Raw genomic sequence first — 22752 nt, 5'->3', positions numbered from 1 at the left:
GGCTCAGCGGTCCGGCGGACCTAGAAATCCAGGTTCTCGACGCTCAGCGCGTTTTGCTGGATGAACTCGCGGCGCGGTTCGACCACGTCGCCCATCAGCTTGGTGAACAGATCGTCGGCTTCGACCATGTCATCCACCCGCACCTGCAACAGCGTGCGCGCATCCGGGTCGAGCGTGGTTTCCCACAGCTGATCCGGGTTCATCTCGCCCAACCCCTTGTAGCGTTGCAGCGTCAGGCCCTTTTCACCCTCTTCGAGGATCGCCTTGAGCAGCGACAGGGGGCCGTGGATCGCCTGCATGCGGTCGCGACGCACAAGGGTCGCGGGCGTGTTGTAGACCTCTTGCAGGCTTTTGGTGAAGCTGCCGGTCTTGCGAGCCTCGCCGGAACGCAGCATCGGGCCGTCGAGAGTGCGGATTTCCTCGACGCCACGCAGGATGCGCGACAGGCGGATGCCGTGATCCTGCGTGATCCGGCCCTGCCAGCCGCGCTCGTATTCCAGCGCGATCAGGTCCAGACGCGCCGCCACCTTGTCGGCCACGCCCTGCAGGTCGGCATCCACCGCGCCGGGCACGAAGGCCCCGGCCACCGCCGCCTGTTCCAGGATGTGGCGGGGATAGTGGGTCGGGAAGGCGTCCAGCACTCGCTTGAGCTGCCGCGCCTCGTCCACGACACGGGCCAGATCCTGCCCGACGATCTCTTCGCCCGTTCCCAGCTTCAGCACCGCGCCTTCGACGCCCTGGTTGATCAGGTAATCATCCAGCGCCGCCTGATCCTTCAGGTAGACCTCGGACTTGCCGCGCGCCACCTTGTAGAGCGGCGGCTGCGCGATATACAGGTATCCGCCTTCGATCAGCTCCGGCATCTGCCGGTAGAAGAAGGTCAGCAGCAGCGTGCGGATATGCGCGCCGTCCACGTCGGCATCCGTCATGATGACGATCTTGTGGTAGCGCAGCTTGGAGATGTCGAATTCGTCCCGCCCGATGCCGGTGCCCAGCGCCATCACCAGATTGCCGATTTCCTGACTGGACAGCATCCGGTCGAACCGGGCGCGTTCCACGTTCAGGATCTTGCCGCGCAGGGGCAGCACCGCCTGCGTGCGCCGGTCGCGGCCGGTCTGGGCCGAGCCACCGGCCGAATCCCCCTCGACCAGGAAAACCTCGGTCTTGGCCGGGTCTTTTTCGGAACAGTCCTTCAGCTTGCCGGCCAGATAGTTCACGTCCATCGCCGTCTTGCGCCGGGTCAGTTCGCGGGCCTTGCGCGCCGCCTCGCGCGCCAGCGCCGCCTCGATGATCTTGCCCACGACCAGCTTGGCCTCGTTCGGGTTCTCCTCGAACCATTCGGCCAGCTTCTCGTTCACCAGCCCCTCGACCGCCGGGCGCACTTCGGACGACACCAGCTTGTCCTTGGTCTGGGACGAGAATTTCGGGTCCGGCACCTTGACCGACAGGACGCAGGTCAGCCCCTCGCGCGCGTCATCGCCGGTGAAACTCACCTTTTCCTTCTTCGCGATGCCGCTCGTCTGGGCATAGTTGTTGATCGTGCGGGTCAGCGCGCCGCGGAAGCCCGCCACATGGGTGCCTCCGTCGCGCTGCGGGATGTTGTTGGTAAAGGGCAGCACCGTCTCGTGATAGCTGTCGTTCCACCACATCGCGATCTCGACGCCGATCTCGTCGCGCTCGCCCTTGATGTAGATCGGCGCCGGCATCATCGGCGTCTTGTGGCGGTCGAGGTATTTGACGAATTCCTTGACCCCGCCTTCGTAGAACAGCTCGGTCTCCAGCCGCTCGGCCGGTCGCTCGTCGATCAGGATGATGCGGACGCCCGAGTTCAGAAAGGCCAGTTCCCGCAGGCGTTTTTCCAGGGTCTCGAACACGTAGTCGAGATTCGAGAACGTGTCGGTCGAGGCGAGAAACCGCACCTCGGTCCCGGTGCGGTCGCCGCAATCGCCCACGACCTTCAGGTGTTCGGTGGTCTCGCCGCCCTCGAAGCGGGCGAAATGCTCTTTCCCGTTGCGCCAGATGCGCAGTTCCAGCCAGTCCGACAGCGCGTTCACCACCGAAACGCCGACGCCGTGAAGACCGCCCGACACCTTGTAGGAGTTGCTGTCGAACTTGCCGCCCGCATGAAGCTGGGTCATGATGACCTCGGCGGCGCTCACGCCTTCCTCGGGGTGGATATCGACCGGAATCCCGCGCCCGTTGTCGGTCACGGAAACGCTGGAATCGGCATGGATCTTGACGGTCACATGGTCGGCATGACCGGCCAGCGCCTCGTCGATCCCGTTGTCCACGACCTCATAGACCATGTGATGCAGACCCGAGCCGTCATCGGTATCCCCGATATACATCCCCGGGCGCTTGCGAACCGCCTCCAACCCTTTGAGAACCTTGATGGAATCCGCGCCGTATTCCGTTTGCGCCTGTGTGTCGTCGGACATTCCGTCTGTACCTATTTTATTTTGCTACTTTATACGTTTTCTGGTGGGGAATGTCACGCGATCCCACCAGATTTTGTGGGCTTGCACCGTTTTCCGCCGCCGCCGTTTCGGGGGCGGATCCTAGGTGAAGGGAAGGATCGCGCCGACCGCGATCAGCAGGGTTCCGGCGACCAGATTCATGCGCCGCAAGGCGGTGGGCGAACCGAGGATCCGGCGCACCCGATCGACAAAGGCCGCCAGGGCCAGGTTGCCGATCAGCGGCACGATCTGCGAAACCGCGACGATGGCCGCCACATCCGGCAGCGTCACCGCCGACAGATCGAAGAAACCCGGCAGGATGCCCATGTAAAACAGCACCGCCTTCGGGTTCCCGAGGATTACCACGAGCCCCGCCAGAAACCCCGCCCATTTACCGGGCCGCGTCAGGCGGCTGTCCAGATGCACCGCCCGATCCGCCCTGCGGATGGTCGTGACGCCAAGCCAGACGAAGACCAGCACCGCCACCCCCTTGAGCACCAGGGCAAGCTGCACCGAGGCCGACGTGACCCAGCCAACCCCCAGAATGGCCAGAACCGGCCACAGCATGTCGCCGACCACCACACCCAGCGTCAGCGGCCAGGCGGCCTGAAACCCGCCCGACAGGGTGCGCGCCGTCAGGGCCAGCCAGACCGGGCCGGGCGTCAGGAACAGCACGAAAACCGCACCCGCATACAGCAGCAGATCGGCAGGCGACAGGGTCACGGGCCCGTCACCGCCGATGCACCGTCGCGTTCGGTCACGTCCAGCACCTGCGCCCGGTCGCCAAGCTCGGCGAACAGCTCGGGTCCGGTGCCGGTCATCCACGCCTGCGCGCCCAGCGCGCAGATCTCGTCGAACAGCGCCGCCCGGCGGGCCGCATCGAGATGCGCCGCGATCTCGTCCAGAAGCACGATGGGCGGCGCCCCGACCAGCCCGGACAGGGCGCGGGCATTGGACAGGATCAGCGAGACCAGCAACGCCTTCTGCTCGCCGGTCGAACACTCCCTTGCCGCAACGCCCTTGGCCGCAAAGACGCCGTGGAGGTCGGTCCGATGCGGCCCGACCAGCGTGCGGCCGGCGGCAAGATCGCGAAACCGGCTTTCTTCCAGCGCCCCGCGCAGATCCGCGGCCGTCGCCGGCATCGCGCCTTCGGTCTGCACCAGCTCCAGCTCCGCCGAGGGAAACGCGGTTTCGGCCCGCTCCTGCGCCGCGCGGATGTGGTCGAGCGCCGCAACCCGCGCCTGATGGATGCGGTGGCCCGCTTCGGCCATCTGCGCCTCCAATGCGCCGTACCAATGCGCGTCCCGCACATTGTCCTTGAGCAGCCGATTGCGCTCGCGCATGGCCTTGTCATAGGCCAGCACCGCCTCGGCATGGCCCGGATCGAAACTCAGCGTCAACCGGTCCAGAAACCGCCGCCGCCCTTCGGCGCCTTCGATCCACAGCCGGTCCATCGACGGGATCAGCCAGACGATGCGCGCCAGGCGGCCCAGATCGACCTGGCTGGCCGGCTTGCCGTCGATCCGCACCTGACGCGGGGCGCCGTCTTCGGACCAGGTCTCGATCTCATGGCGCTGCCCGTTCCGCTCCAGAACACCGGACAGTTTCCAGCCGAGGGCCTCGGGCCGCCTGGCCATCTCCGCCGCGCTCGCCCGGCGCAGCCCGCGGCCCGGCGAAAACAGCGACACGGCCTCCAGAATGTTGGTCTTGCCCGCGCCGTTCGGCCCATGGATCGCGACGGGACGCCCGTCCAGGGACAGCCGCGCCAGCTTGTGCGACCGGAAATGCGAGACCGTAAGCTCGGTCAGGGCCAATCCCATGACCCCTCCCTTCATCTTGCCCAAAATACTCCCGCCGGAGGCGTCGCGCGTCAGCGCGATCAGACGCGCATCGGCATGACGACATAGACCGCGCTCTGGTCGCCGCCCTCGCGCATCAGCGTCGGATCGCCGGCCGAGTTGAACAGGAACACGGCATTTTCGCGGTCCACCTGGGACGCGATTTCCAGCAGGTATTTCGCGTTGAACCCGATCTCCAGGCGCTCGTCGCCATAGGCCACGGCCAGCTCCTCTTCGGCCGCGCCGCTGTCGGGGGCATTGACCGACAGGATCAGCCTGTCGTTCTCCAGTTGCAGCTTGACCGCGCGCGACCGTTCCGACGACACCGTGGCCACGCGATCCACCGCCTGCGCGAATTCGGCGGCATCGACTTCCAGCTTCCGGTTGTTGGCCTGCGGAATCACGCGGGTGTAGTCGGGGAAGGTGCCGTCGATCACCTTCGAGGTCAGCGTGATGTCGGGCGTCGCGAAGCGCACCTTGGTCTCGCTGACCGACACCGCGATGTCCATCTCGTCGTCCTCCAGCAGCTTGCGCAGCTCGCCCACGGTCTTGCGCGGCACGATCACGCCGGGCATGTCCTCGGCGCCGGCGGGCAGGTCGGCATCGATCCGCGCCAGCCGGTGCCCATCCGTCGCCACGCAGCGCAGCACCTTGCCGCCGTCGGCGCCATCGGCCACATGCATGTACACGCCGTTGAGGTAATACCGCGTTTCCTCGGTGGAAATGGCGAATTTCGACTTGTCGAACAGCCGCCGCAGCAACGCCGCCGGGGCCGAGAAATTGGACTGGTATTCCGACGACGCCATGACCGGAAAATCCTCCTTGGGCAGCGTCGCCAGCGAAAAGTTCGAACGCCCGGCATCGACCGTCAGGCGGCCGGCCGCGGCATCGGCGGTCAGCGTCACCAGCGCGCCGTCGGGCAGCTTGCGCACGATTTCATGCAGGGTCGTCGCCGCCACCGTGGTGGCGCCGGCGCGCTCCACCTGGGCGGGGGCCTTGTCCACGACCTCGATATCCAGATCGGTCGCGCGGAACTGCACCTGGTCGCCCTCGGCCTCGATCAGAACATTTGCAAGGATCGGGATCGTGTTGCGCCGTTCCACGACCGACTGAGCCTGCGCCACGGCCTTGAGCAACGCGCCGCGTTCGATGCTGATCTTCATACCCTCAATTCCTCTGACTTAGGCCGGGACTGGCAAACTAGCGGTTTGCCCCTGCGGCACAAGGTTTTTTATGGATTTCTCGAATGGAAAGCCCGGGTCGTCAAGGGGCGCGTGACCGGTTGACCACAGTTCGTGCGCCCGCGCGCACAAGCGAACGCCCCGGATGAACCATCCGGGGCGGAAACCGCGTTGACGGCGGCGGGCTCAGGCTTCCAGCGCCCGGCGCAGGATTTCCACATCCTCGGCGATCTGCCCGTCGGTAAGCTTCAGTTCCTCGATCCGTTTCACCCCGTGCATGACGGTGGTGTGGTCGCGCCCGCCAAAGCGGCGGCCGATTTCCGGCAGCGAGCGGCTGGTCAGCTGCTTGCACAGATACATCGCCACCTGGCGCGGCCGCGCGTAGGAGCGCAGGCGCTTGGGACCTATGATGTCGCTCATGCGGATGTTGTAGTATTCCGAGACCTTGCGCTGGATTTCCTCGACCGTGATCTTGCGCTCCGAGGCGCGCAGCACGTCGGCCAGACAGTCCTGGGTCAGCTCCATGTCGATCTCGCGCCCGACCAGCGAGGCAAAGGCGAACAGCCGGGTCAGCGCCCCTTCCAGCACCCGCACGTTGGTCGAGATGCGATGGGCCAGGAATTCCAGCACCCCGTCGGCGATCTGCAGATCGGGATAGGTGGCCCGATGCTGCTGCACCTTGGTCTGCAGGATGCCGAGGCGCAGTTCGTAGTCGGTCGGATGCAGATCGACCACCAGCCCGCATTGCAGGCGCGACTTCACCCGGTCTTCCAGATCCTTGATCTCGCCAGGCGCGCGGTCGGCCGAGATGATGATCTGCTTGTTCTGGTCCACCAGCGCGTTGAAGGTGTGAAAGAACTCTTCCTGCGTGGAGTCCTTGCCGGCGATGAACTGCACGTCATCCACCATCAGCACATCGACCGAGCGGAACAGGTGCTTGAAGTCCATCATCCGACGCTCGCGCAGGGCCTGGACGAAGCGGTACATGAACTGCTCCGCCGACAGGTAGAGCACGTTCAGATCGGGGCGCTTCGATTTCAGCTCCCAGGCGATGGCGTGCATCAGGTGCGTCTTGCCGAGCCCGACGCCGCCATAGAGAACCAGCGGATTGAACGTCACCGGTCCGCCTTCGGACACACGGCGCGCGGCCGCATGGGCCAGTTCGTTCGGCTTGCCGACCACGAATGTCTCGAAGGTGAACCGCGTGTCCAGGGGCGCGGCCTGCAGCGATTCCATGGCCGTATTGGCCACTTCGATCGGCTCGACATCCGGCTGCTGGCGGGTGGGACCGTTCGGCAATTCGGTGTGATTGACCGGACGCGCGGGCGAGTTCGCGGCGACGCGGAATGCCAGGCGCTGCACCGACTCGCCCGAGGTGTTCAGCTCATAGAGAATGAGGTCCGCGAAGTTCTGGCTGACATAGTTGCCCATGAAGTTGGTCGGCACCGAAAACACCGCGACGCCATCCTGCAGCTCTTCGAATTCCAGCGGCTCGATCCAGGTCGTGTAATTGTTCTTGCCGACCGTCTTCAGCAACTTGTTGCGAAGTTGTCCCCATTTCTCTTGTGTCATCCAGCGCCTCACGCATCCCGTTGTTGGCTTCTTGCCTTATTCATGTCTTTTCCCCGAGTGACCGGGACGGATTCACAAGCGCAGGACACCACGTCGCCGAAATTGCATTCGGCGAGGATACCCGTCGGGTATGTGCAGCAGAAAACCCAAACCACACCGCATCGCCCGCAAGACGAGCGCCCTGATGCCAGGCCACGTGCCACATTCCAGTTTCTTAGACAGGGCTTGAGCACCGGAAAACCCGATGCCCGAAGCAGACCGACGAACCGGCACAAGGGCCGCTTGCCGACATTCGCTCCCGTGCTTGCCTGATGCCCGTCAGGTTCGCCCGAAAACAGCCTGTCCCCCCAAGCGAGTGAATCGCTGAATCAGTGGTAGCAAGAGCGGGTGCGAAGCGGCAACGAAACTCTGATATTGACTCGGCGTTTTGGGGGAAAGAATCTCTCGGTTCCGTGAAGGCGCGGCATTCCGGCAACAGCACGAAAAAAGGCGCCGCGGGACGCGGCGCCTGGTTTTGGTTTTGAAATGCTCGGTTGACGCGAGGTCAACCCAGCGCCTTCACCCGGGCCGACAGGCGCGACATCTTCCGGGCCGCGGTGTTCTTGTGAAAGACGCCCTTGGTGACGCCGCGCATCAGTTCCGGCTGGGCCGCGCGCAGGGCGGCAGCGGCCGCGTCCTTGTCGCCCGAGGCGATTGCTTCTTCGACCTTACGCAGGAAGGTGCGGATGCGCGAACGACGCGCCTTGTTGATGGCGAAGCGCTTTTCGTTCTGACGCGCGCGCTTCTTGGCTTGGGGCGAATTTGCCATGTGTGTCTCTGACCTTTGTTCGGTTCGGTTGTCTTGGGTGCGCGCTACGGACATCTCCGCACCGAGTCAGGGATCACGGGTGTGATTCTGGCCAGAGCGGGCCGCACGCGCATGTATAGCGGCGCTGCTTATCCAAGTTTGCCGGGTTTGCCAAGCCGAATCTTGAACCCGACCGCCGGGGCCGGGCCAGCCTCGATCGGCGCAAGCGGGATCGCCTATTTGTCGCGGAACTGCGCGGCGCGTTTTTCGAGGAAGGCCGCCATGCCCTCTTTCTGGTCCTCGGTCGCGAACATCGAGTGGAACACCCGGCGTTCGAACAGCATCCCCTCGCTCAGCGGCACCTCGTAGCTGCGGTTCACCGCCTCCTTGGCCGCCATCGCGGTCAGCAGCGATTTCTCGGCGATCTTCTGCGCCGCGCCCACCGCCTCTTCGATCAGCTTCTTGGCCGGCACGACGCGGCTGACCAGCCCCGCACGCTCGGCCTCTTCGGCATCCATGAAACGCCCCGTGAGGTTCATGTCCATCGACTTGGACTTGCCCACGAACCGGGTCAGGCGCTGGCTGCCGCCCATGCCGGCGATGACGCCCAGGTTGATTTCCGGCTGGCCGAACTTGGCGGTGTCGGCGGCAATGATGAAATCGCACATCATCGCCAGCTCGCAGCCGCCGCCCAGCGCATAGCCCGCCACCGCCGCGATGATCGGCTTGCGGATCGCGGTGATCCGGTCGTTCGCATCGGCAAACAGATTCGTGGTGTACACGTCCACGAAACTCATCTCGGACATTTCCTTGATGTCCGCCCCGGCCGCGAAGGCCTTGTCCGAGCCGGTGATGACGATGCAGCGCACCTTGTCGTTCCCGTCCGCTTCTTCGAGGGCCGTGCACAGCTCGCCCAGAAGCTGGGTGTTGAGTGCATTCAGGGCGTCGGGACGGTTCAGTTTGATCAGAGCGACGTGCTCATCAATTTCGACGATGATCGTCTCAAAAGCCATCGGGCGTCTGCTTTCGGTTGTTCCGTTCAGGGACGATTCCTTACCACGCGAGAAAGATGGTTCAAGCTATCTTTGGCATTGCGCGCAGTAAAAGGTCGAGCGGCCGGACTGGGTGATTCTCCGGACCAGGCCCGTGCAGTCCGGCGTCCGGCAGGGCGCGCCTTCGCGCCCGTAGACATCGAACCGGTGCTGGAAATATCCAAGCTCGCCATCGGCTTGGCGAAAATCGCGCAGCGACGAACCGCCCGCCGCGATGGCATCCTGCAAGACCTGCCGGATGATCGGCACCAGCGACGCGACACGTCTTTCCGAAATCTGCCCCGCCTTGCGACGTGGCGACACCCGGGCGCGAAACAATGCCTCGCAGACATAGATATTGCCCAGACCCGCGACGATTCCCTGATCCAGAAGCGCCGATTTGACCGGCGTGTTCCGGCCGCGGAACGACTCGATCAGGTGCCGTTCGTGAAAATCGTTGCCCAGCGGTTCCGGGCCGAGCTTTGCAAGCAGCCGGTGTTCATCCGCCCGCGCCGTGGGCATAAGGTCCATGACCCCGAACCGGCGCGGATCGTTGAAGGTGACGCGCGCGCCGTTGGCCATGTGAAACACCACGTGGTCGTGCTTCTCGGGCGCCGGGTGGTGGTGCAGGAACTGCCCCAGCGGATCGCCCGAGACCGTCATCCGACCCGACATGCCGAGATGGATCAGCAACGTCTCGCCGCCGCTCAGATCGGCGAGGATGTATTTCGACCGTCGCCGCAGCCGGTCCACCCTCTGCCCGGTCAGGCGGTCGGCCATGCCCACGGGGAACGGCCAGCGCAGATCGGGGCGGTTCACCTCGGCCCGTTCGATAACGACGCCCTCCATCGCCGGTGTCAGGCCGCGTCTTACTGTCTCGACCTCGGGCAATTCAGGCATTAGGACGCTCCTATTCCAACGGGCCGCATTGTGCCCCGGTTCCAGCGCCCTATAACAGGGGCGAAAAACGAGAAACGGCAAGACCTATGTCCGAGACCAGCGATAGAACCACCCATTTCGGGTTCGAAACCGTCCGCGAGGCCGACAAGGCGAGCCGGGTGCAGGGCGTGTTCAACTCGGTGGCGTCCAAATACGACGTGATGAACGACGTGATGTCGATGGGCATTCACCGGCTGTGGAAAGATGCCATGATGGACTGGCTGGCCCCGCGGCCCGGCCAGCGCCTGCTGGATGTTGCGGGCGGCACCGGCGACATCGCCTTTCGGTTTCTCAGGCGCGCGGGCCACGGGCACGCCACGGTTCTGGACCTGACCGAGCCGATGCTGGTCGAGGGCCGCAAACGCGCCGAGGCGGCGCAGATGGACGGCAGTCTGGACTGGGTAGTGGGCGATGCGATGGCGCTGCCGTTCGGCGACAACAGCTTTGACGTCTACACGATCTCGTTCGGCATCCGGAACGTGACCCGCCCGCAGGACGCGCTGGCCGAGGCTTTCCGCGTGCTCAAACCCGGCGGTCGGCTGATGGTTCTGGAATTCAGCCAGTTGCCCAATGACGGGTTGCAGAAACTCTATGACCTCTACAGCTTCAACGTGATCCCGCGCATGGGTCAGCTGATCGCGCGCGACCGCGACAGCTATCAGTATCTGGTGGAATCGATCCGAAAGTTTCCGGATCAGGAGACCTTCCTGGGCATGATCCGCGCGGCCGGGTTCGAGAACGCCAAATACCGCAATCTGAGCATGGGCGTCGCCGCGCTGCACTCCGGCTGGAAGATCTGACGCATGCGCGGACCCCACAACATCATACGCCTGATCCGGACGGGCGCCACGCTCGAACGCACCGGCGCCATGAACGTGGTGCTGGACGCGTTCGAGGCGCCGCGGCCGGTGCGGATCCTGGCGCACACCCTGGGCAAACCGTTCCAGTGGCTTGGGTACAAGGGCGACCCCGCGATGCCGCCGGCGACTCGGGCGCTGACGGCGCTGGGACCGGCCTATATCAAGTTCGGCCAGGTTCTATCCACGCGCCCCGATGTCGTGGGCGACGAGCTTGCCGAACAGTTGCGCGTCCTGCAGGACAAGCTGCCGCCCTTTCCGCGCGCCGTGGCGATGAAGGAAGTCGAAAAGGAGCTGGGCCGCCCGATCGACACGATGTTTTCCGAGTTCAGCGAACCCATCGCCGCCGCCTCGATCGCCCAGGTCCACAAGGCCAGGCTGGCCGATACGGGCGAGGAGGTCGCCGTCAAGGTGCTGCGCCCCCGCATCGAACGGGCCTTTCGCAAGGATATCGACGCCTTCTATTTTGCCGCCGGCATCGTCGAGGTATTCGCGCCCGGCGCGCGGCGGCTGCGGCCGCTGGACGTGATCAAGCATTTCGACGGCGTGGTTCGGGGCGAGCTGGACCTGCGTCTGGAAAGCTCGGCGGCATCCGAATACGCGGCCAACACCAAGGACGACAAGGGGTTCTGGCTGCCGCCGGTCATCTGGCCGCTCTCCGCCCGCCGCGTGATGACGCTGAGTTGGGCCGACGGCATCCCGTTGGGCGACAACGACGCGCTGGACGCGGCCAATCACGACCGGAGCGATCTGGCCGAGCGGGTGCTGCGGATGTTCCTGCTGCACGCTTTGCGCGACGGGTACTTTCATGCCGACATGCACCAGGGCAACCTCAAGGTCGCGGCGAACGGCGACATCATCGCCTATGACTACGGCATCATGGGCCATATCGACGAGTACACGCGCCGGGTCTATGCGGAAATCCTCTATGGCTTCATCCGCCGCGACTACAAGCGGGTTGCCGAAGTGCATTTCGAGGCCGGATACGTGCCCGCCGATCAGGACGTGGACGAATTCGCCCGCGCCCTGCGCGCGGTGGGCGAGCCGATCTTCGGCATGGATGCATCGCACATCTCGATGGGCCGGCTGCTGAACTATCTGTTCGAGGTGACGGAGCGGTTCGGCATGGAAACCCGCACCGAACTGATCCTTTTGCAGCGCACCATGGTCGTGGTCGAGGGCGTGGCCCGCTCGCTCGACCCGCATATCAACATCTGGCAGGTCGCGCGCCCCGTGGTCGAGGACTATATCAAGCAGTCGATCGGACCGCGCGCGATGCTGCGCGATCTGGGCAAGACCGCTCTGGTGCTGGCCCGGTTCGGACCGCGCCTGCCGGGACTGGTCGAAGACGCCCTGATCGCGCAGACCCACACCGAAGAGGAAGAGCGGCCGCGCCTCTGGGCCAGGCTGTGGCCCGCCCTGGTCGGCGCGGTGATCGGCGGTGGCGCGGTCATGGCGATGAACGCCCTGATCTGAGGTGGTGCGTCAGGGGGCGGCGCCCCCTGCCCCCAAGGGGATCAAAGGCGCTCGATGGCGATGGCGATCCCCTGACCGCCGCCGATGCACATGGTGATCAGCCCTTTCGACCCGCCGATACGCTCCAGTTCATACAGCGCCTTGACGGTGATGATGGCCCCGGTTGCGCCCACGGGATGACCCAGCGCAATGGCCCCGCCGTTCGGATTGACCCTGGCGGTGTTCAGCCCGAGTTCCTTGTTCACGGCCAGCGCCTGTGCGGCAAACGCCTCGTTGCTTTCGATCACGTCGAAATCGTCCACCGACAATCCGGTTCTGGCCATCAGGTTCTGAACCGCCGGGATCGGACCGATTCCCATGACCTCGGGCCGCACGCCGGCATGGGCATAGCCCAGAACGCGCGCCTTGGGTTTGAGGCCGGCCTTTTCGGCCGCATCCGCCGTCGCCAGAACGATGGCCGCCGCGCCGTCATTGATGCCCGAGGCATTGCCCGCCGTCACGCGACCGTCCTTCCTGAAGACCGGTCTCAACCCGGCCAGCGCCTCGGCCGTGGTGGCCTTGGGATGCTCATCGACCTTGAAATCCACCATGTCCCGCTTGACCTTGACCTGGACCGGCGCGATCTGGCTGTCGAAATAGCCTGCCTCGATCGCGGCGGCGGCCCGCGTCTGGCTGGTCAGCGCAAACTCGTCCATCTGTTCGCGGGTGATCTGGTGCTCGTCCGCCACGTTTTCGGCGGTCACGCCCATGTGGCCGGTTCCGAACGGGCAGTTCAGCGCGCCCAGCATCATGTCGAGCGACTTCACGTCGCCCATCTTGGCGCCCCAGCGCGCCTGGGTCATGATGAAGGGGCTGCGCGACATGCTTTCGGCGCCGCCCGCCACCGCGAATTCGGCATCGCCCAGCATCAGCGACTGCACCGCCGACACGATGGCCTGAGCGCCCGATCCGCACAGCCGGTTCACGTTCATCGCCGGGGTGCCGCTTGGGATGCCGGCCTGAATCGCGGCGACGCGCGACAGGTACATGTCGCGCGGTTCGGTGTTGATCACATGTCCGAACACGACATGACCGATTTGTTCGCCCTCGACCCCGGACCTCTCAAGCGCAGCCTCGGTGGCGACGGTCGCCAGGTCGATGGGCGCGGTCGAGGCCAGCGCCCCGCCAAAGGTTCCGATGGCGGTGCGCGCACCGTCCAGTATCACAATGTCGGTCATGTCTCACTCCTCACGAATCCGCGCCATTATGCATTTGCAGCATTGACCTGTCTCATGGGACGTACCGTCACAGGCGGAATTGACAAATCCCCGCTCAGGGCGCACAGATTCCGTGATGACGGAAAACGTGGACGATATCCTGACACGCCTGCCCGCCCGCCTGAAAGCGGCGCGGCGCGCGCAGGGCCTGTCGCTGGAGGCGGTGGCCAATCTCAGCGGCGTGTCCCGCTCCATGGTCAGCCAGATCGAGCGCGGCGAAAGCAGCCCGACGATCGCGACCCTGTGGAACCTGACGCGCGCCCTGCAGGTGGATTTCGCGGGCCTGCTGGAAGACGCGGACACCGCCGACCGGATCGAAGTGCTGCGCAGTTCCGAAGTGCCCAGCATCGACAACATGGGGCACGGCTGCCGCATCCGGATTCTCTCGCCGCCCGAAGAGGCCGGCGGGCACGAGGTGTACGACATTTCCTTCGAACAGGGCGGCAGTCTGCGCAGCCAGCCCCACGCACGCGGCTCCCGCGAACAGCTGACCGTCCTCGACGGGATCGTCACCGTCGAATCCGGAGAGGCCGCGGAAAAACTCGCCGCCGGCGACACGGCGCGTTACGCTGCGGACGTGGTGCACGCCATCAATTCGGTGGATGGTCCGGCGCGGGTCTTTCTGATCGTGAAATCCGGTTAGACTGTGGGCGGGCGCAGTGCCGGCGCGCCACGAATATCCGCTATCAAGGAAATGATTCCGCGATGTCGAATTCTCTTATTTCGGAATCACTTCCGTTATGGTAGATACGCGGTGAACGAGGAGGAATCGATGTCTGAAAATTTCCTGTCCCACGTCACCGACACGCTTGCGCAGATCGAGGCCGAAGGGCTGTACAAACGGGAACGCATGATCACGTCGCCCCAGGGCGGCGAAATCATGGTGGGGGGCCGGCAGGTCATCAACCTCTGCGCCAACAACTATCTGGGCCTTGCGGATCACCCGGCCCTGATCCAGGCGGCCAGGGACGCGATGGAACCCCGCGGTTTCGGCATGGCCTCGGTCCGGTTCATCTGCGGCACGCAGGACATCCACCGCGAGTTGGAGCAGCGGCTGGCCGGATTTCTGAACAAGGACGACTCGATCCTGTTCGCCGCCTGTTTCGATGCCAATGGCGGGTTGTTCGAACCGCTGCTCGGCCCCGAGGACGCGATCATCTCGGACAGCCTGAACCACGCTTCGATCATCGACGGCGTGCGGCTGTGCAAGGCCAAGCGGTACCGCTACATGAACAACGACATGAACGACCTCGAAGCCTGGTTGAAACAGGCGCGCGCCGACGGGGCGCGGCATGTCATGATCGCCACCGACGGCGTGTTTTCGATGGACGGCTATCTGGCCAACCTGCCCGCAATCCGGGAACTTGCCGACAGGTACGACGCCATCGTGATGGTCGATGACTGTCACGCCACCGGCTTCATGGGGCCGCGCGGCGCGGGCACGCCGGATCATTTCGGCGTGGACGTGGACATTCTGACAGGGACATTGGGCAAGGCACTGGGGGGGGCTATCGGCGGTTACATAGCCGGGCCGCAGCCAGTGATCGACCTGCTGCGGCAGCGGGCGCGGCCCTATCTGTTCTCGAATTCGCTGCCGCCCGCCATCGTCGCCGCCGGACTCGAGGCGATCCGCCTGGTCGAAGAGGGCGACATGCTGCGCGCCCAACTGTTCGGAAATGCCAAATACTGGCGCGCGGGTCTGGAGAAGCTGGGCTTTGACCTGCTGCCGGGCGAACACCCGATCATCCCCGTGATGCTGGGCGAGGCCACCTTGGCGCAGGAGATGGCGTCGCGGCTGTTCGACGAGGGCGTTTATGTCTCGGGCTTCTTCTTCCCGGTGGTTCCACGCGGCCAGGCCCGGATCCGCACCCAGATGAACGCCGCGCTGACGCGCGATGAACTCGACCGGGCGCTCGCCGCGTTCGACAAGGTCGGCAAGGAGCTGGGAGTGCTCGGATGATCCACGCCTCGGCAATCGGCGCCATGGCCGGTTCCCCCCTGGTCGAACTGTCGCGGGCCTGCGCGGCGCTCGAACTGGAGGGGCGCATTCTGGCCAAGCTGGACTATCTGCTGCCGGGCTTCTCAAAAAAGGACCGTGCGGCCAGATCCATCATCGAGGCGGCCCGTGCCGACGGCTCGCTCCGGCCCGGACAGACCGTGGTCGAACTGACCTCGGGCAACATGGGGACCGGGCTGGCCATCGTCTGCGGCATTCTGGGTCATCCCTTCGTCGCCGTGATGAGCACCGGGAATTCCGTCGAACGGGCCCGGATGATGCGCGCGCTCGGCGCCGAGGTGGTCCTTGTCGAACAGGCACCGGGCAGCCGGCCGGGCGAAGTCTCGGGCGCGGACCTGGCGCTGGTCGAGGACGCCGCGCGCCGGTTGACCGAGGAACGCGACGCCTTTCGGGCCGATCAGTTCGCCCATCCCGGCAACCCGGACGCGCACGAGACCGGCACCGCCCCCGAGATCTGGGACCAGTCCGGCGGCGATGTCACCGCGTTCTGCGATTTTGCGGGTTCGGGCGGAACGCTGGGCGGGGCCGCACGATACTTTGCCCGTCACGGCGTGCGCTGCTACGCGGTCGAGCCCGAGGGCGCGCGGGCCTTGGCGCAGGAAGCGGTGCGGTGCCCGGACCATCCGATCCAGGGAGGCGGCTATGCGATGCCCGACCTTGCCCACCTGCGCGATGCGCCGATCGCCGGCCACGTCGCCGTGACCGGACAGCAGGCCCGCGACCATGCCCGCTTGCTGGCCCGTACCGAAGGCATCTTTGCCGGGTATTCGTCGGGCGCCAACCTTGCCGCCGCCGCCCAATTGCTGCGCGGGCCGGAACGCGGTGGATGCCTGGCCATCGTCATGTGCGACAGCGGGCTCAAATATCTTTCGACCGATTTGTGGGAGTGATCCGATGCGAGCGAACACCATGAAGGCGCTTGAAAAGTCCCGGCCCGAAGAGGGGCTTTGGATGGTGCAGGCCCCGGTCCCCGAGATCGGCCCCGACGAGGTTCTGATCCACGTCAGGAAAACCGGCATCTGCGGCACCGACATCCACATCTGGAACTGGGACGACTGGGCCTCGCACACGGTGCCGGTTCCGTTGATCACCGGCCACGAATTTGCCGGTGAGATCGTCGAGATCGGCCGCAACGTGACTGGCCTGAAGATCGGCCAGCGCTGCTCGGGCGAGGGTCACCTGATCGGCACCGAAAGCCGGCAGAGCCGCGCGGGCAAGTTCCACCTCGATCCCGGTACGCGCGGGATCGGCGTGAACGAACAGGGGGCCTTTGCGGAATACCTCAAGCTCCCCGCCTTCAACGTCGTGCCCCTGCCCGACGACATTCCCGATGAGATCGGCGCGATCCTGGATCCCCTGGGCAACGCCGTGCACACCGCACTCAGTTTCGACCTGCTGGGCGAGGATGTGCTCATCACCGGCGCCGGCCCCATCGGCATCATGGCCGCCGCCGTCGCCCGCCATGCCGGGGCGCGCCACGTGGTCATCACCGACATCAACCCAGACCGCCTGAAACTGGCCACGCATGTGGTGCCGACCGTGCGCGCCGTGGACGTGACGCGGGAAACCCTGCCGGACATCATCGCCGAGCTGGGCATGAGCCAGGGCTTCGATGTCGGGCTGGAAATGTCAGGCTCGCAGGCGGCGCTGGACCAGATGGTCGAGGCATTGGTCATGGGCGGCAAGATCGCGCTGCTGGGCATTCCGCCCGGCAAGTCACCCGTGGACTGGAGCCGCATCGTCTTCAAGGCGATCACCCTCAAGGGCGTCTATGGCCGCGAGATGTTCGAGACCTGGTACAAGATGATCGCCATGCTTCAGAACGGCCTGGACGTGAGCCGCGTGATCACCCACCGCTTCAAGGCCGACGAGTTCCACAAAGGCTTCGCCGCCATGAAATCCGGCGCCTCGGGCAAGGTGGTGCTGGACTGGACTTGAACGGGCGCGTCAGGTGCTTCTAGATCACACCCCTTGGGTCGCCTCCTGCCGCTCCTTTGAACCAGCAGGACGGCGTTCCATCACGACATTTGGTAAGCCTGCGCACTCCCAGGATTCGGGATTTTCAAAGAAGGCAGAAAAGCCTTGGGCCAATTACCTGCCGCGTAACACTTTTCGTGTTTTGGCACCTCTGCGCACAAAACTGGCTTGTAATCGCAATTCAAACTGGTGGTGAAAACCAATTTCAACCCAAATAGAACCCAGCAAAACCTGTTTCGTTCTGACTCAAGAGGAAGACATGTCTGCAACATTCTGGGTTGCATTTTTGGTTGGAGTAATCCTGTTCGCTTCGCTTGTCGGTTCAATTCGGAGCTTCTTCAAAGGTTTGGCCGAATCCAAATCGCCCCGCTTCGCTAGTATTCCAAGGAAACGCCGCGAAAGGGACACTGAACGCCGAAACATCAGAAGTGTCCTGGAAGCCGAAGGGCAAGAACCACTTGGGAGGTGGCACCGAAATGCGCAGAAGAAAAAGACATGGAAGTCGCTGCATGCAGCCGGCAGCCAAAGAACACGTGAATTGAATCGTCGCAACCTTGTGGGAAACACAGATGACTGATGGATCATCAGCCTCACACAAAGTTGGCATCAATACTCAACGCATTTCACCCAGACGGCTCTCGACAAAAGGGAAACCGCGAGAAGGCTTCGCGATGCAGGGACACTTGGACTTTGCAAAAGTGGTGAGCCGTGCAGGATTCGAACCTGCGACCCACTGATTAAAAGTCAGTTGCTCTACCAACTGAGCTAACGGCCCACTCTCTCTCGGATCGTGCCGATCCGTGACGCTCTCTAGGTCATTTCCCCGACCGGGTTCAAGGCCCATTTCGCGCCGCGTGTCGCTTTCGTTTCCGGTGTGTCCGGCGACCCGATAGGCGGCCTAATTAGGGAGACCGCGGCAAGGGGTCAACCCCTTTTTTGACGAATCTCCGGCGCGGGCTGGATTCGCGATCCAAGCGGCGTTATATGCCCGCCATGCAACGCGCGGCGCCAATCGATCTGCCCTTCATGAAGATGCACGGGCTCGGCAATGACTTCGTCATCGTCGATGCGCGCGCGCGGGATGTCGCGATCTCGCCCGAACTGGTCCGGGGCATCGCCGACCGGCATTTCGGCGTCGGGTTCGACCAGCTGGCCATCATCCGGAGCGGCACGGCCGACGCCCGTCTCGACTTCTTCAATTCCGACGGGACCGGGTCGGCGACCTGCGGGAATGCGACCCGGTGCGTGGCGCGCCACCTCATGGCGCAGACCGGCAAGACCGAGCTGACCCTGACGACCGAGCGCGGCCCGCTGACGGCCAGGGATGCCGGCGACGGCCTGACGGCGGTCAACATGGGGCGGCCGCAGCTCGACTGGCAGGACATTCCGCTGGCCGAAGACGTGGATACGCTGGAACTGCCGATCGAAGGCGGGCCGACCGCCACCGGAATGGGCAATCCGCACTGCACGTTCTTCGTCGAGGATGCCGAGGCGATTCCCCTGTCCGAATTCGGCGCCCGGTACGAACACCATCCGCTCTATCCGCAGCGCACCAATGTCCAGGTCGCGCAGATCGTCGGACCGGACCACGTCCGGATACGGGTCTGGGAACGCGGCGTCGGCATCACCCTGGCCTCGGGGTCGTCCTCCTGCGCCACCGCCGTGGCGGCCGCGCGGCGCGGATTGACCGGGCGCAACGTGCGGATCGATCTCGATGGCGGAACGCTGTGGATCGACTGGAGCGAGGACGGGGTCTGGATGACCGGCCCGACCTGCCACGTGTTTTCGGGCACGCTGACCCGCGAATTCCTGGAGTCGTTCGGATGAGCGCGCCGCGCTTCACGACGCTCGGCTGCCGGCTCAACGCCTATGAAACCGAGGCGATGAAAGAGTTGTCGCAACAGGCCGGACTGACGGATGCGGTGATCGTCAACACCTGCGCCGTCACCGCCGAGGCCGTGCGCAAGGCCCGGCAGGAGATCCGCAGGCTGCGCCGGGGCAACCCGGGCGCGCGGCTGATCGTGACCGGCTGCGCCGCCCAGACCGAGCCCGAAACCTTCGCGCGCATGGCCGAGGTCGATGCCGTGATCGGCAACGCGGAAAAGATGCGGCCCGAAACCTGGAAGACCATGGCCGCCGATTTCATCGGCGAGACCGAGGCGGTTCAGGTCGATGACATCATGTCGGTCACCGAAACCGCAAGCCACCTGATCGACGGGTTCGGCACCCGCTCGCGCGCCTATGTGCAGGTCCAGAACGGCTGCGACCACCGCTGCACCTTCTGCATCATCCCCTATGGCCGCGGCAACTCGCGCAGCGTCCCCGCAGGCGTGGTGGTGGACCAGATCAAGCGGCTGGTGGACCGCGGCTACAACGAGGTGGTGCTGACCGGGGTCGATCTGACTTCCTGGGGCGCCGACCTGCCTGCAAGCCCCAGGCTGGGCGATCTGGTCATGCGCATCCTGAAACTGGTCCCCGACCTGCCGCGGCTGCGCATCAGTTCGATCGATTCGATCGAGGCGGACGAGAACCTGATGCAGGCCATCGCCACCGAGCCGCGCCTGATGCCGCATCTGCACCTGTCGCTGCAACATGGCGATGACCTGATCCTGAAACGGATGAAGCGCCGCCACCTGCGCGACGACGCGATCCGCTTCACCGAAGAAGCCCGCAGGCTGCGCCCCGACATGACCTTCGGCGCCGACATCATCGCGGGCTTTCCCACCGAAACCGAGTCGCATTTCGAGAATTCGCTGAAACTGGTGGCCGAGTGCGACCTCACCTGGCTGCATGTCTTTCCCTATTCCAGACGCAAGGGCACCCCGGCCGCCCGCATCCCGCAGCAGGTCAACGGCGCCGTCATCAAGGAGCGCGCCGCCCGCCTGCGCGCCGCCGGCGATGCCCAGGTGGCCAGACACCTGGCGGCCCAGCTGGGCAAGACCCATCGCGTCCTGATGGAGAGCCCGCTTATGGGCCGGACCGAGCAGTTCACCGAAGTCACCTTCGCCGCCCCCCAGCCCGAGGGGCAGATCGTGACGGCCGAAATCACCGGGACATCCCGAACCCGTTTGCAGGCCCGACTGCCCCTTCATCTGGCCCCAAATATCCCGGGGTGAATTGGCCGCAGGCCAAGAGGGGCTGGCCCCTCTGCCGCCCGTCCAAGAAGAACCCCCCGCAACCGTGCGGCGCGGGGGGGTCAGGAACGGTCTGTCAGACGCGGCTCAGTGCTTCTTGCCCTTGACCGGCGCCCACAGGCGCTTGTTGGTCAGATACAGAAGAACCGAAAGGATGGTCAGGAAGATCACCCCGACAAAGCCCGCCTGCTTGCGCGCCATCATCTTGGGTTCGGCGCTCCACATCAGGAATGCGGCGACATCCTGCGACATGGATTCCACCGTGCTCTCATGGCCGTCGGCAAACTCGATCTGGTCGTCGAACAGCGGCGGCCCCATCGAGATCCAGCCGCCCGGAAAGGCGGTGTTCTCGTACAGGATCGTGCCGGCCTCTTCCTTTTCCTCGCCGGTATAGCCGTCCAGCAGCGACGCGATGTATTCCGCGCCGCCCATGCCCTTGAACAACTGGTTGATGCCCAGCCCGGCGGGGCCGTGGAACCCGGCGCGGGCCTTGGCCATCAGGCTCAGGTCCGGCGCGCCCGCGGCGTCGTTGGCCGGAAAGTGGTCGGTCGGGACGGCCGGGCGGAAATCGTCCAGCTCGGGGTCGAACACTTCGAAGTTCTGCGCCGCATAGGCGCGCACCTGCGCTTCGCTCAGGCCGACGCCGCCGGGATCGGCCAGCGTCCGCAGCGGAACGTATTGCAGGCCGTGACAGGCCGCGCAGACCTCGGTGTAGATCTGCAGCCCGCGTTGCAGCTGGTTCTGGTCGTACCGGCCGAACGGACCTTCGAACGAGAAGTGGAAGTCTTCGATGTGCTGATCGCCGCCGCCTGCCGCGAAGGATGCGGCAGGGGCAAGGGCCAGGGCAACAGCGGCGCCGATTGCAAGTTTCTTGAACATGGTTTCCCGTCCCTCTTCTTACTCGGCAGGCGCGGCTTCGGCGTCAGCCTTGGCATAATGCGCGTTGAAGTCTTCTTCGATGGTCTCCGGCTGCGCCTCGGGCTTCTCGATCACGCCGAGGATCGGCAGGATCACGAAGAAATAGGCGAACCAGTAGGCCGAGGCGATCAGCGAGAAGGTCGCATAGGGTTCCTCGGCGGGCATCGCGCCCAGCCACATCAGGGCAAAGAAGTCGATGATCAGCAGGTAGAACCACCATTTGAACATCGGACGGTACTTGCCCGACCGCACGCTCGACGTGTCCAGCCAGGGCGCCAGCGCCATGGCCAGGATCGCACCGAACATCGCCAGAACCCCGAAGAACTTGGCGTCGATGATGCCGCCGGTGATGAAGCTCGCGAACTGCACCACCCACACGTCGCCGGTAAAGGCGCGCAGGATCGCGTAGAACGGCAGGAAGTACCATTCGGGCACGATATGCGCCGGCGTGACCAGCGGGTTGGCCTCGATGTAGTTGTCCGGGTGGCCCAGATAGTTCGGCATGAAGCCGACGATGGCCCAGAAGATGACCAGAACGACGGCCAGCGCGAACAGATCCTTGATCACGAAATAGGGCCAGAACGGCAGGGTGTCCTTCTCGGCCTCGGCCTTGGAGCCGCGGCGCACCTCAACCCCGGTGGGGTTGTTGTTGCCGGTGGTGTGGAAGGCCCAGATATGCACGACCACCAGCGCCGCGATGACGAAGGGCAGCAGGTAGTGCAGCGAGAAGAAGCGGTTCAGGGTGGCGTTGTCCACCGCCGGTCCGCCCAGCAGCCAGGTCTGGATCGCTTCGCCGACGAACGGGATCGCGCCGAACAGGCCGGTGATCACGGTCGCGCCCCAGAACGACATCTGCCCCCAGGGCAGCACGTAGCCCATGAAGGCGGTGGCCATCATGCAGATGTAGATCAGCATGCCGATGATCCATGTCACCTCGCGCGGCGACTTGTACGAGCCATAGTACAGGCCCCGGAACATGTGGATGTAGACCGCGACGAAGAACAGCGACGCGCCGTTCATGTGCAGATAGCGCAGCATGTGACCGCCGTTCACGTTGCGCATGATGTGTTCGATGCTGGCAAAGGCCATGTCGACCTGCGGCGTGTAATGCATCACCAGAACGATGCCGGTGACGATCTGTAGCACCAGGCAGAACGCCAGGACGATGCCCCAGATCCACCACCAGTTCAGGTTCTTCGGGGTGGGGATCATCAGCGTGTCGTACAAGAGACCGAGGATGGGCAGGCGGCTGTGCAGCCACTTTTCCGCGCCAGTCTTCGGTTCGTAATGATCGTGCGGAATTCCGGACATGA

The 22752-nt window shown here is 64.7% G+C and carries 20 protein-coding genes and 1 tRNA gene; 9 read left to right on the top strand and 12 right to left on the bottom strand.

Translation table 11 applies throughout. From position 1 onward, the window contains the following. Positions 1–20 precede the first annotated feature (20 nt). The 8 genes from gyrB to mutM all read right to left on the bottom strand — a co-directional run bounded on the left by gyrB (position 21) and on the right by mutM (position 9765). Positions 21–2438 (bottom strand): DNA topoisomerase (ATP-hydrolyzing) subunit B, encoded by a 2418-nt coding sequence (gyrB, locus tag AC2FNJ_RS04215; RefSeq protein WP_496762675.1) that lies wholly within the window; start codon positions 2436–2438, stop codon positions 21–23. Positions 2439–2558: 120 nt separating this feature from the next. After that, positions 2559–3179: a LysE family translocator gene (locus AC2FNJ_RS04210; protein ID WP_496762673.1), complete on the bottom strand. Its 621-nt coding sequence runs from the start codon at positions 3177–3179 to the stop codon at positions 2559–2561. Next, positions 3176–4276 carry a DNA replication/repair protein RecF gene (gene recF, locus AC2FNJ_RS04205; RefSeq protein WP_496762671.1) on the bottom strand — a complete coding sequence of 367 codons (1101 nt, stop codon included), beginning with the start codon at positions 4274–4276 and terminating at the stop codon, positions 3176–3178. Before recF ends, AC2FNJ_RS04210 begins: the two co-directional genes overlap by 4 nt. Before the next feature lie 59 nt (positions 4277–4335). Then, on the bottom strand, positions 4336–5457 hold the full coding sequence (gene dnaN / locus AC2FNJ_RS04200; RefSeq protein ID WP_496762670.1) for a DNA polymerase III subunit beta: 1122 nt from the start codon (positions 5455–5457) through the stop codon (positions 4336–4338). 204 nt (positions 5458–5661) lie between these two features. Continuing rightward, positions 5662–7047 (bottom strand): chromosomal replication initiator protein DnaA, encoded by a 1386-nt coding sequence (gene dnaA / locus AC2FNJ_RS04195; RefSeq protein ID WP_496762669.1) that lies wholly within the window; start codon positions 7045–7047, stop codon positions 5662–5664. 544 nt (positions 7048–7591) lie between these two features. Beyond that, entirely contained in the window at positions 7592–7855 is a 264-nt protein-coding gene (gene rpsT / locus AC2FNJ_RS04190) for a 30S ribosomal protein S20 (protein WP_496762667.1), read from the bottom strand. Positions 7856–8070: 215 nt separating this feature from the next. Next, positions 8071–8847, bottom strand: coding sequence for an acryloyl-CoA hydratase (acuK, locus tag AC2FNJ_RS04185; RefSeq protein ID WP_496762666.1), 777 nt, complete (start codon positions 8845–8847; stop codon positions 8071–8073). Between the two features lie 66 nt (positions 8848–8913). Further along, positions 8914–9765, bottom strand: coding sequence for a bifunctional DNA-formamidopyrimidine glycosylase/DNA-(apurinic or apyrimidinic site) lyase (mutM, locus tag AC2FNJ_RS04180; protein WP_496762665.1), 852 nt, complete (start codon positions 9763–9765; stop codon positions 8914–8916). Positions 9766–9851: 86 nt separating this feature from the next. Between mutM and ubiE the strand changes: the two genes are divergently transcribed. Beyond that, positions 9852–10604: a bifunctional demethylmenaquinone methyltransferase/2-methoxy-6-polyprenyl-1,4-benzoquinol methylase UbiE gene (gene ubiE / locus AC2FNJ_RS04175; protein ID WP_496762663.1), complete on the top strand. Its 753-nt coding sequence runs from the start codon at positions 9852–9854 to the stop codon at positions 10602–10604. A gap of 3 nt (positions 10605–10607) precedes the next feature. After that, complete coding sequence (gene ubiB, locus AC2FNJ_RS04170) at positions 10608–12137, top strand: 2-polyprenylphenol 6-hydroxylase (protein ID WP_496762662.1); 1530 nt, start codon at positions 10608–10610, stop codon at positions 12135–12137. Positions 12138–12178: 41 nt separating this feature from the next. Here ubiB and AC2FNJ_RS04165 read toward each other — a convergent pair whose 3' ends face one another. Further along, positions 12179–13354: an acetyl-CoA C-acyltransferase family protein gene (locus tag AC2FNJ_RS04165; protein WP_496762660.1), complete on the bottom strand. Its 1176-nt coding sequence runs from the start codon at positions 13352–13354 to the stop codon at positions 12179–12181. 115 nt (positions 13355–13469) lie between these two features. On the opposite strand from AC2FNJ_RS04165, the gene AC2FNJ_RS04160 reads away from it, so the two are divergent. From AC2FNJ_RS04160 to AC2FNJ_RS04140, 5 genes are all read left to right on the top strand, one after another. Further along, the gene (locus AC2FNJ_RS04160; protein WP_496762658.1) at positions 13470–14036 is read left to right on the top strand and encodes a helix-turn-helix domain-containing protein; all 567 of its coding nucleotides are present in this window, start codon (positions 13470–13472) and stop codon (positions 14034–14036) included. A 129-nt stretch (positions 14037–14165) separates the two neighbouring features. Beyond that, positions 14166–15353: a glycine C-acetyltransferase gene (locus AC2FNJ_RS04155; RefSeq protein ID WP_496762657.1), complete on the top strand. Its 1188-nt coding sequence runs from the start codon at positions 14166–14168 to the stop codon at positions 15351–15353. After that, entirely contained in the window at positions 15350–16300 is a 951-nt protein-coding gene (locus AC2FNJ_RS04150) for a PLP-dependent cysteine synthase family protein (RefSeq protein ID WP_496762655.1), read from the top strand. The genes AC2FNJ_RS04155 and AC2FNJ_RS04150 overlap by 4 nt, the downstream gene beginning before the upstream one ends. Before the next feature lie 19 nt (positions 16301–16319). Then, a complete protein-coding gene (gene tdh, locus AC2FNJ_RS04145) occupies positions 16320–17348 on the top strand; it encodes an L-threonine 3-dehydrogenase (protein ID WP_496762868.1) in 1029 nt (342 codons plus the stop codon). Positions 17349–17646: 298 nt separating this feature from the next. Then, positions 17647–17964: a hypothetical protein gene (locus AC2FNJ_RS04140; protein WP_496762654.1), complete on the top strand. Its 318-nt coding sequence runs from the start codon at positions 17647–17649 to the stop codon at positions 17962–17964. Positions 17965–18086: 122 nt separating this feature from the next. Here AC2FNJ_RS04140 and AC2FNJ_RS04135 read toward each other — a convergent pair. Then, positions 18087–18162 (bottom strand) — tRNA-Lys (locus tag AC2FNJ_RS04135). Between the two features lie 209 nt (positions 18163–18371). Between AC2FNJ_RS04135 and dapF the strand changes: the two genes are divergently transcribed. Continuing rightward, entirely contained in the window at positions 18372–19214 is an 843-nt protein-coding gene (dapF, locus tag AC2FNJ_RS04130) for a diaminopimelate epimerase (RefSeq protein ID WP_496762652.1), read from the top strand. Then, positions 19211–20503: a tRNA (N(6)-L-threonylcarbamoyladenosine(37)-C(2))-methylthiotransferase MtaB gene (gene mtaB / locus AC2FNJ_RS04125; protein WP_496762650.1), complete on the top strand. Its 1293-nt coding sequence runs from the start codon at positions 19211–19213 to the stop codon at positions 20501–20503. The genes dapF and mtaB overlap by 4 nt, the downstream gene beginning before the upstream one ends. 105 nt (positions 20504–20608) lie before the next feature. Here the strand turns inward: mtaB and AC2FNJ_RS04120 are convergent, their stop codons facing one another. Both AC2FNJ_RS04120 and petB read right to left on the bottom strand, forming a co-directional pair. Beyond that, on the bottom strand, positions 20609–21400 hold the full coding sequence (locus AC2FNJ_RS04120) for a cytochrome c1 (RefSeq protein WP_496762648.1): 792 nt from the start codon (positions 21398–21400) through the stop codon (positions 20609–20611). An 18-nt stretch (positions 21401–21418) separates the two neighbouring features. Beyond that, the gene (petB, locus tag AC2FNJ_RS04115) at positions 21419–22750 is read right to left on the bottom strand and encodes a cytochrome b (protein WP_496762647.1); all 1332 of its coding nucleotides are present in this window, start codon (positions 22748–22750) and stop codon (positions 21419–21421) included. Positions 22751–22752 lie beyond the last annotated feature (2 nt).

The organism is Ruegeria sp. BHSB196, from assembly GCF_059613135.1.
The sequence above is the reverse complement of the archived record's forward strand: the minus strand, read 5'-3'. Positions and strand labels throughout refer to the sequence as shown.

What these genes read in the sequence shown, in the direction of transcription:
- gyrB (WP_496762675.1), bottom strand. Translation starts at nt 2,438, where the DNA reads ATGTCCGACGACACACAGGCGCAAACGGAATACGGCGCGGATTCCATC.
- recF (WP_496762671.1), bottom strand. Translation starts at nt 4,276, where the DNA reads ATGGGATTGGCCCTGACCGAGCTTACGGTCTCGCATTTCCGGTCGCAC.
- dnaN (WP_496762670.1), bottom strand. Translation starts at nt 5,457, where the DNA reads ATGAAGATCAGCATCGAACGCGGCGCGTTGCTCAAGGCCGTGGCGCAG.
- dnaA (WP_496762669.1), bottom strand. Translation starts at nt 7,047, where the DNA reads ATGACACAAGAGAAATGGGGACAACTTCGCAACAAGTTGCTGAAGACG.
- rpsT (WP_496762667.1), bottom strand. Translation starts at nt 7,855, where the DNA reads ATGGCAAATTCGCCCCAAGCCAAGAAGCGCGCGCGTCAGAACGAAAAG.
- acuK (WP_496762666.1), bottom strand. Translation starts at nt 8,847, where the DNA reads ATGGCTTTTGAGACGATCATCGTCGAAATTGATGAGCACGTCGCTCTG.
- mutM (WP_496762665.1), bottom strand. Translation starts at nt 9,765, where the DNA reads ATGCCTGAATTGCCCGAGGTCGAGACAGTAAGACGCGGCCTGACACCG.
- ubiE (WP_496762663.1), top strand. Translation starts at nt 9,852, where the DNA reads ATGTCCGAGACCAGCGATAGAACCACCCATTTCGGGTTCGAAACCGTC.
- ubiB (WP_496762662.1), top strand. Translation starts at nt 10,608, where the DNA reads ATGCGCGGACCCCACAACATCATACGCCTGATCCGGACGGGCGCCACG.
- AC2FNJ_RS04165 (WP_496762660.1), bottom strand. Translation starts at nt 13,354, where the DNA reads ATGACCGACATTGTGATACTGGACGGTGCGCGCACCGCCATCGGAACC.
- AC2FNJ_RS04160 (WP_496762658.1), top strand. Translation starts at nt 13,470, where the DNA reads ATGACGGAAAACGTGGACGATATCCTGACACGCCTGCCCGCCCGCCTG.
- AC2FNJ_RS04155 (WP_496762657.1), top strand. Translation starts at nt 14,166, where the DNA reads ATGTCTGAAAATTTCCTGTCCCACGTCACCGACACGCTTGCGCAGATC.
- AC2FNJ_RS04150 (WP_496762655.1), top strand. Translation starts at nt 15,350, where the DNA reads ATGATCCACGCCTCGGCAATCGGCGCCATGGCCGGTTCCCCCCTGGTC.
- tdh (WP_496762868.1), top strand. Translation starts at nt 16,320, where the DNA reads ATGAAGGCGCTTGAAAAGTCCCGGCCCGAAGAGGGGCTTTGGATGGTG.
- AC2FNJ_RS04140 (WP_496762654.1), top strand. Translation starts at nt 17,647, where the DNA reads ATGTCTGCAACATTCTGGGTTGCATTTTTGGTTGGAGTAATCCTGTTC.
- dapF (WP_496762652.1), top strand. Translation starts at nt 18,372, where the DNA reads ATGCCCGCCATGCAACGCGCGGCGCCAATCGATCTGCCCTTCATGAAG.
- mtaB (WP_496762650.1), top strand. Translation starts at nt 19,211, where the DNA reads ATGAGCGCGCCGCGCTTCACGACGCTCGGCTGCCGGCTCAACGCCTAT.
- AC2FNJ_RS04120 (WP_496762648.1), bottom strand. Translation starts at nt 21,400, where the DNA reads ATGTTCAAGAAACTTGCAATCGGCGCCGCTGTTGCCCTGGCCCTTGCC.
- petB (WP_496762647.1), bottom strand. Translation starts at nt 22,750, where the DNA reads ATGTCCGGAATTCCGCACGATCATTACGAACCGAAGACTGGCGCGGAA.